At 61.1% G+C, this 15,463-nt stretch carries 16 protein-coding genes; 2 read left to right on the top strand and 14 right to left on the bottom strand.

The features are described 5' to 3' along the window. Nucleotides 1-14: 14 nt before the first annotated feature. The 3 genes from GSQ90_RS27435 to groES all read right to left on the bottom strand — a co-directional run bounded on the left by GSQ90_RS27435 (nucleotide 15) and on the right by groES (nucleotide 3,323). A complete protein-coding gene (locus GSQ90_RS27435) occupies nucleotides 15-1,160 on the bottom strand; it encodes an ABC transporter substrate-binding protein (RefSeq protein WP_158818118.1) in 1,146 nt (381 codons plus the stop codon). Between the two features lie 176 nt (nucleotides 1,161-1,336). Beyond that, a complete protein-coding gene (gene groL, locus GSQ90_RS27430; protein ID WP_158818117.1) occupies nucleotides 1,337-2,971 on the bottom strand; it encodes a chaperonin GroEL in 1,635 nt (544 codons plus the stop codon). Between the two features lie 37 nt (nucleotides 2,972-3,008). After that, the gene (groES, locus tag GSQ90_RS27425) at nucleotides 3,009-3,323 is read right to left on the bottom strand and encodes a co-chaperone GroES (protein ID WP_158818116.1); all 315 of its coding nucleotides are present in this window, start codon (nucleotides 3,321-3,323) and stop codon (nucleotides 3,009-3,011) included. A gap of 350 nt (nucleotides 3,324-3,673) precedes the next feature. Here groES and GSQ90_RS33005 point away from each other — a divergent pair, with 350 nt between their 5' ends. Continuing rightward, nucleotides 3,674-3,916: a GCG_CRPN prefix-to-repeats domain-containing protein gene (locus GSQ90_RS33005; protein ID WP_371418462.1), complete on the top strand. Its 243-nt coding sequence runs from the start codon at nucleotides 3,674-3,676 to the stop codon at nucleotides 3,914-3,916. Nucleotides 3,917-4,029: 113 nt separating this feature from the next. Here GSQ90_RS33005 and GSQ90_RS27420 read toward each other — a convergent pair whose 3' ends face one another. From GSQ90_RS27420 to GSQ90_RS32040, 11 genes are all read right to left on the bottom strand, one after another. Next, nucleotides 4,030-4,791 carry an SDR family NAD(P)-dependent oxidoreductase gene (locus tag GSQ90_RS27420; RefSeq protein ID WP_158818115.1) on the bottom strand — a complete coding sequence of 254 codons (762 nt, stop codon included), beginning with the start codon at nucleotides 4,789-4,791 and terminating at the stop codon, nucleotides 4,030-4,032. Between the two features lie 63 nt (nucleotides 4,792-4,854). After that, nucleotides 4,855-5,964 carry an ABC transporter ATP-binding protein gene (locus GSQ90_RS27415; protein WP_158818114.1) on the bottom strand — a complete coding sequence of 370 codons (1,110 nt, stop codon included), beginning with the start codon at nucleotides 5,962-5,964 and terminating at the stop codon, nucleotides 4,855-4,857. Nucleotides 5,965-5,974: 10 nt separating this feature from the next. Further along, nucleotides 5,975-6,877 carry a carbohydrate ABC transporter permease gene (locus GSQ90_RS27410; RefSeq protein ID WP_158818113.1) on the bottom strand — a complete coding sequence of 301 codons (903 nt, stop codon included), beginning with the start codon at nucleotides 6,875-6,877 and terminating at the stop codon, nucleotides 5,975-5,977. Next, complete coding sequence (locus tag GSQ90_RS27405) at nucleotides 6,870-7,805, bottom strand: carbohydrate ABC transporter permease (RefSeq protein WP_158818112.1); 936 nt, start codon at nucleotides 7,803-7,805, stop codon at nucleotides 6,870-6,872. The genes GSQ90_RS27410 and GSQ90_RS27405 overlap by 8 nt, the downstream gene beginning before the upstream one ends. A 76-nt stretch (nucleotides 7,806-7,881) precedes the next feature. Beyond that, entirely contained in the window at nucleotides 7,882-9,156 is a 1,275-nt protein-coding gene (locus GSQ90_RS27400) for an ABC transporter substrate-binding protein (protein ID WP_158818111.1), read from the bottom strand. A gap of 88 nt (nucleotides 9,157-9,244) precedes the next feature. Next, the gene (locus GSQ90_RS27395) at nucleotides 9,245-10,069 is read right to left on the bottom strand and encodes an HpcH/HpaI aldolase/citrate lyase family protein (RefSeq protein WP_158818110.1); all 825 of its coding nucleotides are present in this window, start codon (nucleotides 10,067-10,069) and stop codon (nucleotides 9,245-9,247) included. After that, nucleotides 10,062-11,255, bottom strand: coding sequence for an enolase C-terminal domain-like protein (locus tag GSQ90_RS27390; protein ID WP_158818109.1), 1,194 nt, complete (start codon nucleotides 11,253-11,255; stop codon nucleotides 10,062-10,064). Before GSQ90_RS27390 ends, GSQ90_RS27395 begins: the two co-directional genes overlap by 8 nt. Then, nucleotides 11,252-12,013: a GntR family transcriptional regulator gene (locus tag GSQ90_RS27385; protein WP_158818108.1), complete on the bottom strand. Its 762-nt coding sequence runs from the start codon at nucleotides 12,011-12,013 to the stop codon at nucleotides 11,252-11,254. The genes GSQ90_RS27390 and GSQ90_RS27385 overlap by 4 nt, the downstream gene beginning before the upstream one ends. A 20-nt stretch (nucleotides 12,014-12,033) precedes the next feature. Next, nucleotides 12,034-12,990, bottom strand: a complete 957-nt coding sequence (locus GSQ90_RS27380) for a 2-hydroxyacid dehydrogenase (protein ID WP_158818107.1) — start codon at nucleotides 12,988-12,990, stop codon at nucleotides 12,034-12,036. A 171-nt stretch (nucleotides 12,991-13,161) separates the two neighbouring features. After that, complete coding sequence (gene ltnD / locus GSQ90_RS27375) at nucleotides 13,162-14,082, bottom strand: L-threonate dehydrogenase (protein WP_158818214.1); 921 nt, start codon at nucleotides 14,080-14,082, stop codon at nucleotides 13,162-13,164. Nucleotides 14,083-14,086: 4 nt separating this feature from the next. Continuing rightward, nucleotides 14,087-14,518, bottom strand: coding sequence for a hypothetical protein (locus GSQ90_RS32040; RefSeq protein ID WP_174247536.1), 432 nt, complete (start codon nucleotides 14,516-14,518; stop codon nucleotides 14,087-14,089). Here GSQ90_RS32040 and GSQ90_RS27365 point away from each other — a divergent pair. Further along, the gene (locus GSQ90_RS27365) at nucleotides 14,409-15,443 is read left to right on the top strand and encodes a LacI family DNA-binding transcriptional regulator (RefSeq protein ID WP_371418461.1); all 1,035 of its coding nucleotides are present in this window, start codon (nucleotides 14,409-14,411) and stop codon (nucleotides 15,441-15,443) included. The two genes, GSQ90_RS32040 and GSQ90_RS27365, sit on opposite strands and share 110 nt — an antisense overlap. Nucleotides 15,444-15,463: the final 20 nt, after the last annotated feature.

Below are 15,463 nucleotides of genomic sequence, written 5' to 3'. Positions count from 1 at the left end.
TCCGGCCTCGCCGCTCAATCGGTGAATTCGATATGCTTGTCGAAGACGATCAATCCTTTCTCGTTCCGCACGATGTTATAGCCGTGCAGGCCATCGCCGAACTGATCGAAATTATATTCGCCTTCCGCGCCCTTGTAGCCCTCCGTGGAGAGGATCGCCGCGCGGACCTTATCCGGGTCCGTATCGCCTGCCTTGGCGATGGCGGCGCACAGAACGCCGATCGCGTCATAAGTCCAGGAACTGTAATTGTCCGGCGCAACATTGGAGACAGCGCCATAGAGCTTGGCGAATTCCTTGGATTCGGGGCTGGCGTCCACCGCATAGTCGGCAACGCCGTATGTGCCGTAGAGCGCGGGACCGGCAAGCTTCACCGCGCCTGCGACAATGATCGAGGGCGAACCGACCCATGGGATCGTCACGCCCAGTTGCCGCAACTGACGCGCGAAGATCGCAAGGTCATTGTCGAAGGTGAAATAGGAGCCGATGACATCCGCGCCCGATGATTTGATCGCGAGTACGACGGGCGTAAAATCCTGGCTCTGGTTCGGATAGCCCTGATCGAGCGCGATCTTGGCGCCCGCCTTGCCCAGCGCTTCGGTCAGCGCTTTTGCGCCGCCGGTCCCGAAAGCGTCCGTCGAATGAACGATCGCCCAGTTCTTTTTGCCAAGCGTCTCGGCGCCATAAGCCGCGATCACGCGACCGGAGTAGCTATCGTTAGGCCGGAAGCGGAACAGCCACGGGTTCCCAAGCTTCGTCAGCGCGGGATCGGTCCCACCGAAACAAACCGGTTTCGCGGTCTTCAATATATCGGGCGCCATCGCGTGATTCTGCGTCGACCGAATGGAGCCGAGGAAGGCGACAATGTCGGATTGCGCCGCGAGTTTAGAGAAGGCAAGCACCGCGCCAGGATTGGTTGTCTGGTCATCCTCAGTCACCAGTTCAACCTGCCGCGACAGGATTCCGCCGGCCTTGTTGACGCGATCGAGCGCGATCTTGGCGCCGGTCAGCGCATATTTGCCGGAATCGGCGGCAGGTCCGGTGACGGGAAGCACCATGCCGATCTTGATCGACGCGCTTTGTCCCAGCGCATGGCGCAAAAGCGCAGGCATCGCCACGCCCAGGGCGAGGCCAGTGGTGACAGAGCGTCTGGTAAAATCCATTCGTACCTCCCGCAACAGGCCGCTCTTCGGCGGCGCTTGGCAGGATTAGACGATGAAAGCCTGGAGCTGTCCAGACAAGAAACCGTCACCGCTCGAAGTGCGCGGGCGGCTCGACGGCTAGGTGACGAAAGGGCCGAATCGTGTTTCCACGATCCGGCCCCAACCTTATCAGAAGATCAATAGTCCATCCCGCCCATGCCGCCGCCGCCCGGCGCCGCGCCAGCGCTCTTCTTCGGCGTGTCGGCGACCATGGCTTCGGTGGTGATCATCAGGCCGGCGATTGAGGCGGCGTCCTGCAGCGCGACGCGCACGACCTTCGCCGGATCGACAATACCAGCGCTGAGCATGTCGACATATTGCTCGGTCTGCGCATCGAAGCCGAAGGTTGGCGACTTGTTGGCCAGAACCTTGCTGACGACGATCGAGCCCTCGACGCCCGAATTCTCGGAGATCTGACGGATCGGGGCTTCGAGCGCCCGGAGCACGATATTGATGCCGGACTGGACGTCGGCGTTCTCATCGCTGAGCTTGCCGATGGCGGCCTTGGCGCGCAACAGCGCGACGCCACCGCCCGGAACGATGCCTTCCTCGACCGCGGCCCTCGTCGCATGCATCGCGTCGTCAACGCGATCCTTCTTCTCCTTGACCTCGACCTCGGTCGAACCGCCGACGCGGATCACGGCGACGCCGCCCGTGAGCTTGGCGAGGCGCTCCTGCAGTTTCTCACGGTCGTAGTCCGAACTGGTCTCCTCAACCTGCGCCTTGATCTGGGCGATGCGCGCCTCGATATCCTTCTTGGCGCCGGCGCCGGCGACGACCGTGGTGTTCTCCTTCTCGATGCGCACCTTCTTGGCGCGGCCGAGCATTTCCAGCGTGACATTCTCAAGCTTGATGCCGAGATCTTCGGCGATCAGCGTGCCTGCGGTCAGCACCGCGATGTCCTCGAGCATGGCCTTGCGGCGATCGCCGAAGCCCGGCGCCTTGACCGCCGCGACCTTCAGCCCGCCACGCAGCTTGTTGACGACGAGCGTGGCGAGAGCCTCGCCATCGATATCCTCGGCCACGATCAGAAGCGGCTTGCCCGATTGCACCACCGCCTCGAGAATCGGCAGCATCGCCTGCAGCGACGACAGCTTCTTCTCATGGATGAGGATGTAGGGCTCATCGAGTTCAGCCACCATCTTCTCGGCATTGGTGATGAAATAAGGCGAGAGATAGCCGCGATCGAACTGCATGCCTTCGACGACGTCGAGCTCGGTCTCGGCGGTCTTGGCTTCCTCGACCGTGATGACGCCTTCGTTGCCGACCTTCTTCATCGCTTCGGCGATCATCTTACCGATGGAGGCGTCGCCATTGGAGGCGATCGTGCCGATCTGGGCGATTTCCTCGGAAGATTGCACTTTCTTAGCGCGACGCGCGATGTCCTTGACGACCGCTGTCACGGCGATATCGATGCCCCGCTTCAAATCCATCGGGTTCATGCCGGCGGCGACGAGTTTAAGGCCCTCTTTCATGATTGAAGCGGCGAGCACGGTAGCGGTGGTGGTGCCATCGCCGGCGAGGTCATTGGTCTTGGAAGCAACCTCGCGCACCATCTGCGCGCCCATGTTCTCGAATTTGTCTTCGAGCTCGATCTCCTTGGCGACGGTGACGCCGTCCTTGGTGATGCGCGGCGCGCCATAGGATTTATCGAGGATGACGTTGCGGCCCTTAGGCCCGAGCGTCACTTTGACGGCATTGTTGAGAATATCGACGCCGCGCAACATTTTATCGCGCGCATCGCTGGAAAATCTGACATCTTTGGCGGACATGGCGTTCAACTCCCTTGGATTGTGAGGACTTTGTTTCTTAAGCCGCCTTCTTGGCGGCGGCCCTGCCCTCGATCACGCCCATGACGTCGGACTCTTTCATGATCAGAAGGTCTTGACCGTCGATCTTGACTTCGCTCCCTGACCATTTGCCGAACAGCACAAGGTCGCCCGCCTTGAGATCGAGAGGAACGAGCTTGCCGCTCTCGTCGCGGGCGCCAGGACCGACGGCGACGACTTCGCCCTCCTGGGGCTTCTCCTTCACGGTGTCCGGGATAATGATGCCGCCCTTGGTCTTGTCTTCGCCTTCAAGGCGGCGGATGACGACGCGGTCGTGCAGCGGGCGAAATTTCATGGGGCTCGTTTCCGGTCGCGCGCGAGCCGCTTGAGACGAATGCCTCAAGGCCAGCCGGCATTCGACCCTCTGTATACATGGCCATCGTTGGCACTCGTTACAAGGGAGTGCCAATTGCTATTTCAACCTCGTCCGCGATCAACCTGGGACCAGTTTGTTCAATATCCGTTCGTCGCCTCACCGCGTTTGCACGCCCCACAGCGATCCACGCTCAACCTCTTCGGCAGCCCCACTTCCAATCACGGCCCGCTGATTGATTTTTGCGCAACGAATGATAGCGTTGCGCCGCGCTAATTTCCGAACTTGCTGTGAGCTCGTTGGCGATTGGCTTGAAGCTGGGAGAAGTGTGCATGAAGATGAGGACAATCGTTTTGGGCGCTGCATTGGCTTTTGGTCTTGCGACCGCCGCCGGCGCTGCGATCACACCTGCGCCGATTGGCAATGCCGGCAGCGCGGTCGTCAAGATTGCGGAAGGATGCGGGCCGGGATTTTGGCGTGGCCCAGGTGGTCGTTGTCATCCGATGGCTATGGGGCGCGCTTGCCCGCGTGGCTACCATCTTGGCCCGGAAGGCAGGAGGTGCTGGCCGGATTGACCGCGATCGCGACAAGCGGCGCATTGGTCTGAACGAGTGTCGCGGCCGGCCCGAAAAGGTCCGGCCGTTTTTTTGCATGCACGACCGCACGCCTTCGGCTTCAGAAGAGCGAGCTAACGCAAGCCGCCGTCCACGATAATGCACTGCTTGGTGATCATCGCGCTATCTGCGGAAGCGAGAAACAAAGCGGTTCTGGCGATTTCGTCAGCCAGCAGCACGCGATGCAGGCATTGACGCGCGACGATCGCTTTGAGATCGCTTTCGCTGATCCAGAGCCGACGCTGACGTTCCGTGATGACCGCGCCGGGCGCAATCGCGTTGACGCGGATGTTGTCGGTTCCGAACTCTCTCGCCAGACTGTTGGTCATGCCGACGATCGCCGCTTTAGCGGTCGCATAGGGGGACATCCGCGCCGCCGCCGCCATCCAGGCGATCGAAGAGAAATTGATGATCGAGCCAGCCCCGAGTTCGCGCATCTGCGGATGAACGGCCTGAGCGGCGAAGAATTGATGTTTGAGATTGAGACCCATTGTGCGGTCCCAAGCCGCCTCCGTCACTTCATCAACTTCCTGGCGCGTATCGTTGCCTGCATTGTTGACGAGAACGCCGATCGGCCCCAGACGCTTACGGACTTCCTCGATCGCCGCTCCCAATGCGGCGATGTCCAGAAGATCGCACGGGATGAATAGAGGCTGCTTGACGCTCTTGCCCAGACGTTCGATCAAGGCTTTGGATTCAGCTTCCAATATATCGACGAATGCAACCGAAGCGCCTTGCCCGACAAAGGCCTCGACCAATGCAGCGCCGATCCCCGAGCCTCCCCCGGTGATGAAAACGACGCGATCTTGCAAACTGGGATAGCGGGCGAAAGACAACAGGATTTCTCCTCGATCGGCGCAAATTCAGAGAAAGAGAGCGGCCAGCGCGCAGAAAGCGCGCTAGTTGATCAATCGCTCGGTCTGCGCATCGAACAGGCAGGCCTTCGACATGTCGAGCGCAAGCGTCACGGTCTGGCCAACCTCGGGCGCTTCATGAGGCTCGAATCGCGCCGTGATCTCACGCCCCGCCAAACGCAGGCCGACCATTGTCTCGGCGCCGGTCGGTTCGACGATCTCCACCGGCGCCGACGCCAATGCATAAGCGCGCTTGTCCGCGACGCGCTCGGGATGATGAAGCGAAATATGCTCAGGTCGGACGCCCAGAATGATATTGCGCGACGCGCCCCGTCCCGCCAACGGGCTCGCCAAGCCAAGCGTGAGCGGCGCGTCATCGCCATTCGCCAGCTTAAGCGTCGAGCCCTGCTCGTCGCCGATTTCGGCGCTGAGGAAATTCATGGACGGCGAGCCCATGAAGCCAGCGACAAACATATTGGCTGGCCGGTCGTAGACCATGCGAGGCACGTCAAACTGCTGTAGCTCACCCTTATGCATAACCGCGATGCGAGAGGCCAGGGTCATCGCCTCGACCTGGTCATGGGTGACATAGATCGTCGTCTTGCCGACACGCTGATGCAACCGCTTGATCTCCGAGCGCATCTCGACCCGTAATTTTGCGTCAAGGTTCGAAAGAGGCTCGTCGAAAAGAAAAAGCTTCGGGTCGCGCACCAACGCGCGGCCCATCGCGACACGCTGACGCTGGCCGCCAGACAATTGCCCGGGTTTTCGTTGCAGCAACGGCTCGATCTGCAGCAACGCTGCGACGCGCTTCACCGCTTCGTCCTGCACGGCGCGCGGCACGTGGCGGCTCTCCATGCCGAAAGTGATGTTCTGACGCACCGTCATGGTCGGATAGAGCGCATAGGACTGAAAGACCATCGCGATGTCGCGATCCTTCGGCGCCACGGAATTGACCAGTCGACCGTCGATTCGAATCTCGCCCGAGGAAATTGTCTCGAGACCCGCGATCATCGCCAACAGCGTCGACTTGCCACAGCCGGAGGGTCCGACAAGCGCGACGAATTCGCCAGTCCGCGCCTCGAGGTCGACGCCCTTCAGGACCTCGACGGGACCAAAGCTCTTGCGTAATTTCGAAATGGTCAGCGACGACATGCCTGCTCCGTCACTTGATCGCCCCCTGTGTCAGGCCTCGCACGAAATATCTGCCGCCGAAGAGATAGATCAGCAGCGGCGGAATGGCGCCGATCAGAACGCCGGCGCTCATGACGTCATAAACCCTGACATTGGTGCCGCCAGTGGCCATACCAACCAAGGAAGCGGTGATCGGTTGGCCTCGCCCCGCAGTGAAGACGACGCCGAAAAGATACTCGTTCCAGATGCCGGTAAACTGCCAGATGACCGTCACGATGAGGATGGGCGGCGAGAGCGGCAGAATGATTTTATAAAAAATGCGCCAGAAACCGGCGCCGTCGATGCGCGCCGCCTTGATCAGATCGTCGGGAATATTGACGTAATAGTTGCGGCAGAACAGCGTCGTGAACGACAGGCCCTGCACGCAATGGATCAGTACGAGTCCGGTGATCGAATTGGCGAGCCCGAGCTGACCAAGAACGAAGGCCCAGGGCATCAGCGAAACCTGACCGGGCATGAAGACGCCGAACATCATGCAGGTGAAGATAACTTCCGAACCGTAGAACCGCCATTTCGAGAGGATGTAGCCGTTCATTAAGCCGAGCAGCGTCGAGATGATCGTGGCCGGAATCGTCATTTCCAGCGAGTTGAAGAAATTATGGCGAATTCCTTCGCAGGTTCCACCGACGCAATAGCTGTTCCAGACTTGCGACCAGGCGCCGAAGGTCAAGCTGTGTGGAAACCCGATCAGGCCGTTCTGAATGATTTCCGGCAGCGGGCGAAAGGAATTGGCGACGACGACGAATAGCGGCAGGATATAAATGAAGGCGAACAGGGACAGAAAGGCATAGATGCCGACGCGACCTATGAAATATTTTCGCGCGGCGCGCGCGGCGGCGGCGTCGAACGGCGCGCTCAAAGTGGCATCAACCATGAGCGGACTCCCGACGCCTGCGCCAGACAAGCCATAGCGAATAGGGAACGAGCACGAATGCGAGCGCGCCGAGCATCAGAATCGCAGCCGTCGCGCCTTCCGCAATCTGGCCGCGCTGAAACATCAGGTCATAGACGTAAGTCGCGGGAAAAGTCGTCGCAATGCCTGGGCCGCCATTATTAGTCAGAGCGGCGACGAGATCGAAGGTCCTGATCGCAAATTGCAGGAGCACCACCGCAACCGCGATGAAGATCGGGGCGATCGTCGGAATGATCACTTTGCGGTAAGTGCGGAAAGGTCCCGCCCCGTCGATCTGCGCGGCTTTCAAAAGATCCGGGTCGACCGAGCGCAGGCCAGCCAGAAACAGCGCCATTGCAAAGCCGGAGGACTGCCAAATGCCGGTCGCGATCACGGCGTAAATCGCAAGATTGCGATCGGTCGTCAGGCGAAACGTGAAATCCGTCCAGCCGAGACTGCGCACAAAAAACTCGATGCCGGCGTTCGGGCTATAAAGCCAGGCCCATACCGTGCCCGTGACGGCGAACGAGACGGCCAGTGGGTAAAGAAAGATCGTGCGCCAGATCGCCTCGCCGCGCACGCGCTGATCGATCGCGATGGCGAGGCCAAGCCCGATCAGGATCGCCAAGGAGACATAGAGTACGCTGTAGAGCAACAGATTGCTGTAGGCGATCGTCCAGCGCTTGTTCGCCCATATCGATACATAATGCTCGAAGCCGACGAAATGATAGGTCGGCAGCAGCGAGCTGTCCGACAGCGAGATGTAGAACGTCCATATCGTGAAGACGAAAACATAGATGAAGCTTGCGAGCAGCGACGGCGCCAGAACGATGAACGGCATTGCATGCTGCAGCCGCTCACGCAGCGAAGGGCCCGAGCCATGCTCCGCCAATATCGTCGCTTCGGTCATGCCGCGTTACCCGCGCCTCGCCAAATGAAAAGAAAGCGTCCGCGGCGAAAGCCGCGGACGACGGGGGGCGTTGCGCTCAGGACTTCTGCGCCTCGACAGCGTCAGCCATCGCATTGGCGGCGTCCTTGGGCGACATATTCGGGGTATTCACGAAGGTCGTGATCACCTCCATCATGGCGCCGCGGTATTTCTGCAGCACGGTCATGTTATGCGCCATCGAGCGCACCAGCGTGCCGCCGGCGATCGAGGCCTGCAGGTCTTTCTTTGAAAGCTGCTGGCACGGGTTGAACCCCTTCGAGAGGTCGACGTCGAGACGCGCCGGGATCGAGCCCTTGGCCTGATTGAACACGGTCTGGAACTCCGGCGACAGGATCAGATGCGCGAGCAGCTTCTGGCCGGCTATGAAGTCAGGATCCTTCTGCTTGAAGAACACGACCGAGTCCGAATTGAGGATGAAGCCCGGCTTGCCCCAATCGGTCGGCGCCTGTTGGCAGACGTAGTCCGCGCCCTGTTTCATGCCGGCGGCGGTGAGAATGCCGATCTCCCAATCGCCCATGATCATAAACGCCGCGTCGCCTTTCGAGAGCATCGCCGTCGTCGTGTCATAGTCGCGCCCGGCAATCGCCGGATCCATATATTTGGAGACCATCAAGCGATATTGCTCGAAAGCCTTGACCATATCCGGGCTGCGCATCGCCGCCGTATCGCCTTCGACGAAGGCCTTGCGGAAGAGGTCGATATTCTGGCCGTAGACGACGACTTCGAAGGTTGTCGCATCAGTCCAGTCCTGGCTGAAATGGGCGAGGCAGATTACCTTGGCGGCGACCGCCTTGTCGCAATCGGCGTTGAATTCGGCCCAGGTCTTCGGCAATTCCGTGATGCCGGCCTTGGTCATGCCCTTGGTCGCGCCCCAAAGCCAGTTGATTCGATGGATGTTCATCGGCGCAGCAACCCATTTGCCGGTCGGCTTCATCACCGGCAGCAGTTCAGGGACGACGACCTTCTCCCAGCCCTCTTCCTTCGCCTGCGCGTCGAGGTCGGCGGTCATGCCCGTCGCGTTCCATTCTGCGATTTCCGGGCCCTTCAACTGCACGGCGGGCGGCGCATTGCCCGCAATCACGTCGGCGCGCAGCTTGGCCAGCGTATTGGCCGTATGGCCGGCGATCGAGGTCTGCTCCCACTTGCCGCCGGCGGCCGTGAACATTTCGCCAAGCTTGGCGATGGCGGCGGCGTCTGAGCCGCTGTCCCATTGATGCAGCATATTCGTCTTGGGTTCGGCGAGCGCGCCGCCCGCCATCAGGCCAAGACTCATAAGGCCGGCAATCGCTGTCAGATATCCACGGTTACGCATTGGCTCCTCCCTGTATTGCACCCTTGCTCGTTTTCGAGCATTTGGGCATTTACCTACCATACAACATACCACGTCACAATGCGGCGCTTCATTCGCCGATCGCCTGGCGATTGGCGTCAAGCGACTGGCGCGCGCCGGCCGCCAGAAGTTCAAGATCGGATGTTATCAGCAGAATGCGCACGCCGCGCGCGATGAGATCGCGTTGCTCGGCCGGCTTGGAGTTTATGCCGAGGCACACCGGAACGCCGGCGGCCTGCGCATGCTTGATGATCGTATCGATCGCGACTTTGTTGGTCGGGTGCTGGTGCTGGCGAAACAGGCCCGTCGTGCCGGAGAGATCGTTGGGGCCGATCGCCACCGCGTCGATGCCGGGCACGGCTAGATAATCGTCGATAACCGCGACGGTCGCAATGTCCTCGATCTGCGGCATCACGAATATCGCTTCATTGGCGATCGCGACATAATCGTCGAGGTTGCGATAATAATTTGAGGCGCGGCGCGGGCCGAAGCCGCGCGCACCTTGCGGCGGATAGCGACACGAACGCACCAGCTCCCGGCATTCTGCGACATTGCGCACCATCGGCGCCATAATCCCCTCGACGCCCATATCAAGCGCCTGCTTGATGCGCACATGATCGTTCCAGGGAACACGCACAATCGGCACCGTATCGGTTCCATTGAACGCCATCAGAGTCGTCTGTAGCGTCACGAGGTCCCAGGCGCCATGCTCCGTATCGATCAGCAGAAAATCAAAGCCTGCGCGGGCGAGAAGCTCCCCGGCGGCGGGATCGTTGAGACTGAGCCAGGCGCCGCATATCGCCTTGCCCGCCTTGAGCTTGCGCTTGAGCGCGAGCACCCGCCCAAGCGAGCCCCAACCGCCCTTCGTCGCCTGCAACCCTTCCGCTTCAGACACTGACTTCCTCCTCGCGTTCGATCTTATCGGCGTCGAGATCCATGTTGGCGCCCGGCGCATGCGGCAGATGGATCGATCCTTTGATCGGCCACAGCGGATGCTTCAGGAAATGCATGTGCAACGCATTCCATTTGACGAGATATTCCTGATAAGGCGTATGGATCGGCGATTGCGCGACGGAGAAATGGATGCTGATCGGCGTCGAGTGGCCGTGCGGAATGGTGATAAGGTCATGGACCGTCGCATAGGCGGCGATCTTCAGGGTCTCGCTGAGGCCGCCGCACCAATAGATGTCGGGCTGCAGAATATCGAGTGCGTCTTTCTCGATGAAACGTTTGAAGCCCCAGCGCGTATATTCATGCTCGGCGCCCGAAAGCGGAATCCGGGTCTTGGCCTTCAGCTTCACGTGGCTGTCGATGCGATCGGGCATGAAACATTCTTCGATCCAGCGAAGACGGAATTCTTCGATGCGTGAGCAGAAATCGACGGCATAATCAAGATTGAGGCTCTGCCAGCAATCGATCATGAGGTCATAGTCGTCGCCCACAGCCTCGCGCAACGCGCGCACCAAAGCGACATTCTTCTTCAAGCCTTCATGGCCGGCCATCGGCCCATGACGAATGAACCATTTCTGCGCGGTATAGCCCTTCTCCTTATAGGCGATTGCGCGATCGCGCACTTTGCCCAAATCCTCGACGGCATAGCCAAGCATCGACGCATAGGCGGGAACCTCATGGCGCGTCGGGCCGCCGAGAATGCGCCAGATTGGTTGGTTGAACGCTTTGCCCTTGAGGTCCCACAGCGCGCAATCAACCGCAGAGATCGCAACCATCGAATAGCCCTGCCGCCCATGAACTTGCAGGCGATGCATCTGGTCCCACAGCAGTTCGATCGCTAAGGGATCTTTGCCCATGATGATCGGCGCGAGTTGCGCCAGAATCAGATGCGAAGCGGCCTCCCAGATGGGCCCGGCCGTGCCGACGACGCCATCGTCGGTATGAATTTCAAGGAAGTCGGCATTGATTTTTAAGTGATGGTCGTCGACTTGGGTTCCGCCTTCCCAAAGTTTCTGATCGCGATATTCAGGATAGATATCGATGGGGCGGACGAGACGCTCTTCCCAGAACGGCCCATCGGTTGTGAGCGTTCCGTAAAGGCGGCGAATCCTCACCTTGGTGATTTTCATTGAGCGGCCCCTCTCCCTACGGCTTCTGCCTTGTCGTTGCGTCCGGCTTCGGCGCTGGCATCGTGGCCCATCCGTGTCGCCTCAATTTCTCTGCGGAACATTTCGTAGGCATTATAGACATGCTTGCCAAGCCGGCGGATGGCGTCGGCGTCGCGCCCATCCTTCAACGCATTGACGATCTCGCGATGACCGCGTTGCGATCCAGCGATCTGCCTGCGGCTGCGGGTCAGGCGATAGCGGATCGTGCGCACGCGCCCAGAAATGCGCTCATAGGCCTCTATAAGTTCTTCATTCGCGCTCGCTCTAACCAGCGCGTCGTGAAACGATTTATCGAACGCTTGATAGGGACCGGGCTCTACGACGCCCGCCGCGTCGGCGGCATTGGTCTCCCCTTCGAGGCGCTCGATCAATTCAACGCGATTGCGCGACAGCGCAATACGCAAGGCGCCCGTTTCGAGGACTTCGCGCAATTCGCAAATGTCGCGCAATTCGGGGGCGCCATATTGAAAGACGAACGTGCCGCGCTGCGGGCGCACTTCGACAAGCCGCTCGGTCTCAAGGCGAAGAAAAGCCTCGCGCACTGGCGTACGGCTGACGCCAAGCTGCTCGGCCAGCGCGCTCTCCGAAAGCTGTTCGCCAAGGACGAGTCTACCCGACACGATGAGCTCGCGAATTTCCGTAATCACCATTTCCGTCAAGGAACGCGGGCGCGTGAGCCGCTCCAGCGGCGGGTCGCCAACCGATCCGGCATTCGCCATTACGGATCCGCCCTCCACGTTCAGGTCACCGGCGTCACAGCGCCGCGGCCAGAAAACCAGCTCACGAGATTGTCGATCACGCAAGCGCCCATCGCGCCCATTGTTTCTTCTGTCGAGCTCGCGATATGCGGGGTCAAGACGACGTTATCGAGCGCGCTCAGCGCGGCTGGAACTTTCGGTTCATCGAAGAAGACGTCAAGACCGGCGGCGCCCAGACGCCCATCGCGCAAAGCCGCGATCAGCGCGCCTTCGTCAACGAGCCACCCACGCGCCACATTGACAAAAATACCACGCGGACCGAGCGCTTCGAATATTTCGCGCCCGGCCATCGGCGGCGAACCCTTCGGGCCGCCGGCCGCGCAAAGGAACAGAATATCGGAGTTTTCGGCAAGCGTGCGCGCGTCGGCAAACTGCTCGTAAGGAACATCGCGACGGACCGGGTCGACGTAGCCGATGCGCGTCTTGAAGCCTTCGAGCCTCCTGGCAACCTCAATGCCGATGCGCCCAAGTCCCAAAACGCCCGCGCGCATCCCGGTGAGTTTACGCCCGAGCCGCAAGCGCTCCGCTCCCCATCGTCCGTCGCGCACGAAGCGATCGGCCAGCGCAATCTGGCGGCAACAGCCGAGCGCGAGCGCGATAGCCAGATCGGCGACGTCATCGAACAGAACCGGGGTCGTCGTCAGCGCAATGCCGCGCTCGCGGATAGCGGGAAGATCGCTGGTCTCAAGGCCGACGCCGTTGAGGGCGCAGATTTCAAGCTTCGGCATCAATTCGATATGGCGCCGGGTCAGCCCCGCCATGCCATGCCCGACCGCGCCGCGAATCCGGTCGCCGACTTTGGCGAGCGCGGCGAAGGGATCGGGCTCGGCATAGACCTTATGCACGACGAAGCGGCGCTCGAGATCCTGCTGGACGAAAGGCTGTTGGGCGCCGATGAAGGCGAGTTCTACGCCGGGAAATGAGGGGAGCTCGGACATCGCGTTTCTCAGCAAGACATTCGGTTATCCTCGCGTGGCTCTGAACGCCACGCGGCGCGGCAGCCGCCGACGACGATCGGAACGCGCATCCTGGCGACGGCCTAACCAATTGTGTGTAACATACCAGTTGTGGGCGCGGCAAGTCGGAAGACGACGAGGATTCTCGCTAGATCACGCCTTAGGCGCTGGCAGGTCGAGGCCCACGATCTGGGCGTAGAGGCGAGCGACCGAGGCGTCGTCTTCCCCTCCCATGCCGGCGGCGGCGGTCATCAGGAACATCTGCAGAGCCGAAGAAGCGATCGGCGTCGCAAACTTTTCCGAACGCGAGATGTCGGCGATAATGCCGAGATCCTTGACGAAGATATCGACCGCGCTGCGCGGCTGATAATCGCCCTCCAGAATATGCGGCACGCGATTCTCGAACATCCAGGAATTACCGGCCGAAGCGGCGATCACTTCGTAGACCTTGGCGATGTCGAGACCGAGGCGTTTGGCGAAGACGATCGCCTCGCACGCCGCCGCGATGTGGACTCCCGCCAGCAATTGATTGACGATCTTGAACGAAGCGCCAACGCCAGGCTCGTCGCCGAGGATGTAGAGCTTCGCCGCCATCGCGTCGAGCGCCGGCCGCGCTTTCGCGATGGCTTCCGGCGCTCCGGAGGCCAGAATAGTGAGCGCCCCTTCCGCCGCGCGGACGGCGCCGCCGCTGAGCGGCGCATCGACGTAAAGCCGCCCGGCGGCCTCCACCGCAGCTCCAAGCTCCCGCGCCCGCTCAGGCGCCATTGTCGCGCAGGAGACGATAACAGCGCCAGGCTTCGTCGCCTCCAGTACGCCGCCCTCCCCCAACAGCGCCTGCCGGGTCTGGTCGGCATTGACGACGACGATCACGATCACGTCAGCATCCGCCGCGGCCGCGGACAACGAGGCGGCGCCGGCGCCATGCGCCGTTGCGAAACGGGAGACGATGTCGGCCCGCGTGTCGAAGCCGGTGACGGCGAAGCCCGCCCGGGCCAGCGACTGGGCGACGCCATATCCCATCGACCCCAGCCCGATAACGGATGCCTTCCCGGCAAGAGATTCGTTAGGCGTCATCATGTCACCTTTTTCGCCCGAGCGGCGCCAGCGGCATTCCCAAAATGATGAGGCCGAAGACGATCCGCCGCACCGCATCCTGTATCTGCAGGACCGACCGGATCGTGGAGCGCAGCGCGACGAACACGTCGCCGCCGATCAAACCGGCCATCATCGTCGGCGGGAGATAAGGATCGCACACGCCCTCACTGATTGGCGCTACCGATGCCAAGCAGCGCGTCCGAGCTTGAGAATGTTCTGACAGCGCTAACATTTTCACTATATCAATGGGAGGACAGTTATAGTCAAGCCGGCGATGCGAAAATTTGTCGCTGTAGCGCGGCACGATAGGGGATGCACGTTTGAGAGCGCGGCGGGGATTCCGGCAATCGACGTTGACGCTTGCCGACGTGGCCAAAGAAGCCGGCGTCAGCGAAATCACGGTCTCGCGAGTCATTCGCGCCAGGGGCTCCGTCGCCGAGGAAACGCGCCGACGCGTGCAAACCGCCATTAGCAAGATCGGCTATGTGCCCAACCGCATCGCGGGCTCCCTCGCTTCCGCCGGCTCTGACCTTATAGGGGTTATCATCCCTTCGCTCGGCAATATCGTGTTTCCCGATGTGCTGCGCGGATTGCACGACGCCATCTCCGAGCGGGGCTTCCGCGCCGTCGTCAGCGTGACGGACTATCGTCTGGAATCCGAGCGCGAACTCGTTCGCTCCCTGCTTTCCTGGCGACCGGCCGCGCTCATCGTCACGGGCTGCGAGCACGAGCCGGACACGCGCCAGATGCTGGTCAACGCCGGCCTCACAATCGTCGAAGTGATGGATGCGGACGGCGAGGCGATCGATATCGCCATTGGCATGTCGCATGCGCGCGCGGGGCGCGAGACAGCAGCCTTCCTGTTGGCGCGCGGCTATCGACGCTTTGGCTATATCGGCCACGATCTGGCGCGCGATCTGCGCGCGTGCAAGCGCCGGGAGACTTTCACCTCGACCGTTCGCGAAGCGGGAGCCAGCTTTGCCGGCGAGGTCGTCACGCCGGGGCGCTCCTCCGTCCCTTCAGGACGCAGCGCGCTGGCCGAGCTTCTCACCGCCCACGGCGATATCGACGCCGTCTATTTCTCCAACGACGACATGGCGATCGGCGGCGTCTTCCATTGCATGGCTGAGGGGATCGCCATACCCGATAAGCTCGCCATCGTGGGTTTCAACGGCCTCGCCATGGGCCAGGCTTTGCCCCAACCGCTCACGACGATCCTCACGCCGCGCTTCGATATCGGCTTTCGCGCCGGGCTGGCGGTGATCGCGCGCTTCGACGGCCTCGAAGTGCCGCGCCTCACCGACGTGGGCTTCACGCTTTTGCCAGGCGCCACCGCCTGACTTCACTGCAAGGGTATCAT

This window comes from Methylocapsa sp. S129 (genome assembly GCF_009765995.1).
Lineage (GTDB): Bacteria > Pseudomonadota > Alphaproteobacteria > Rhizobiales > Beijerinckiaceae > Roseiarcus.
This window is presented reverse-complemented; position numbering and strand designations above follow the sequence as displayed.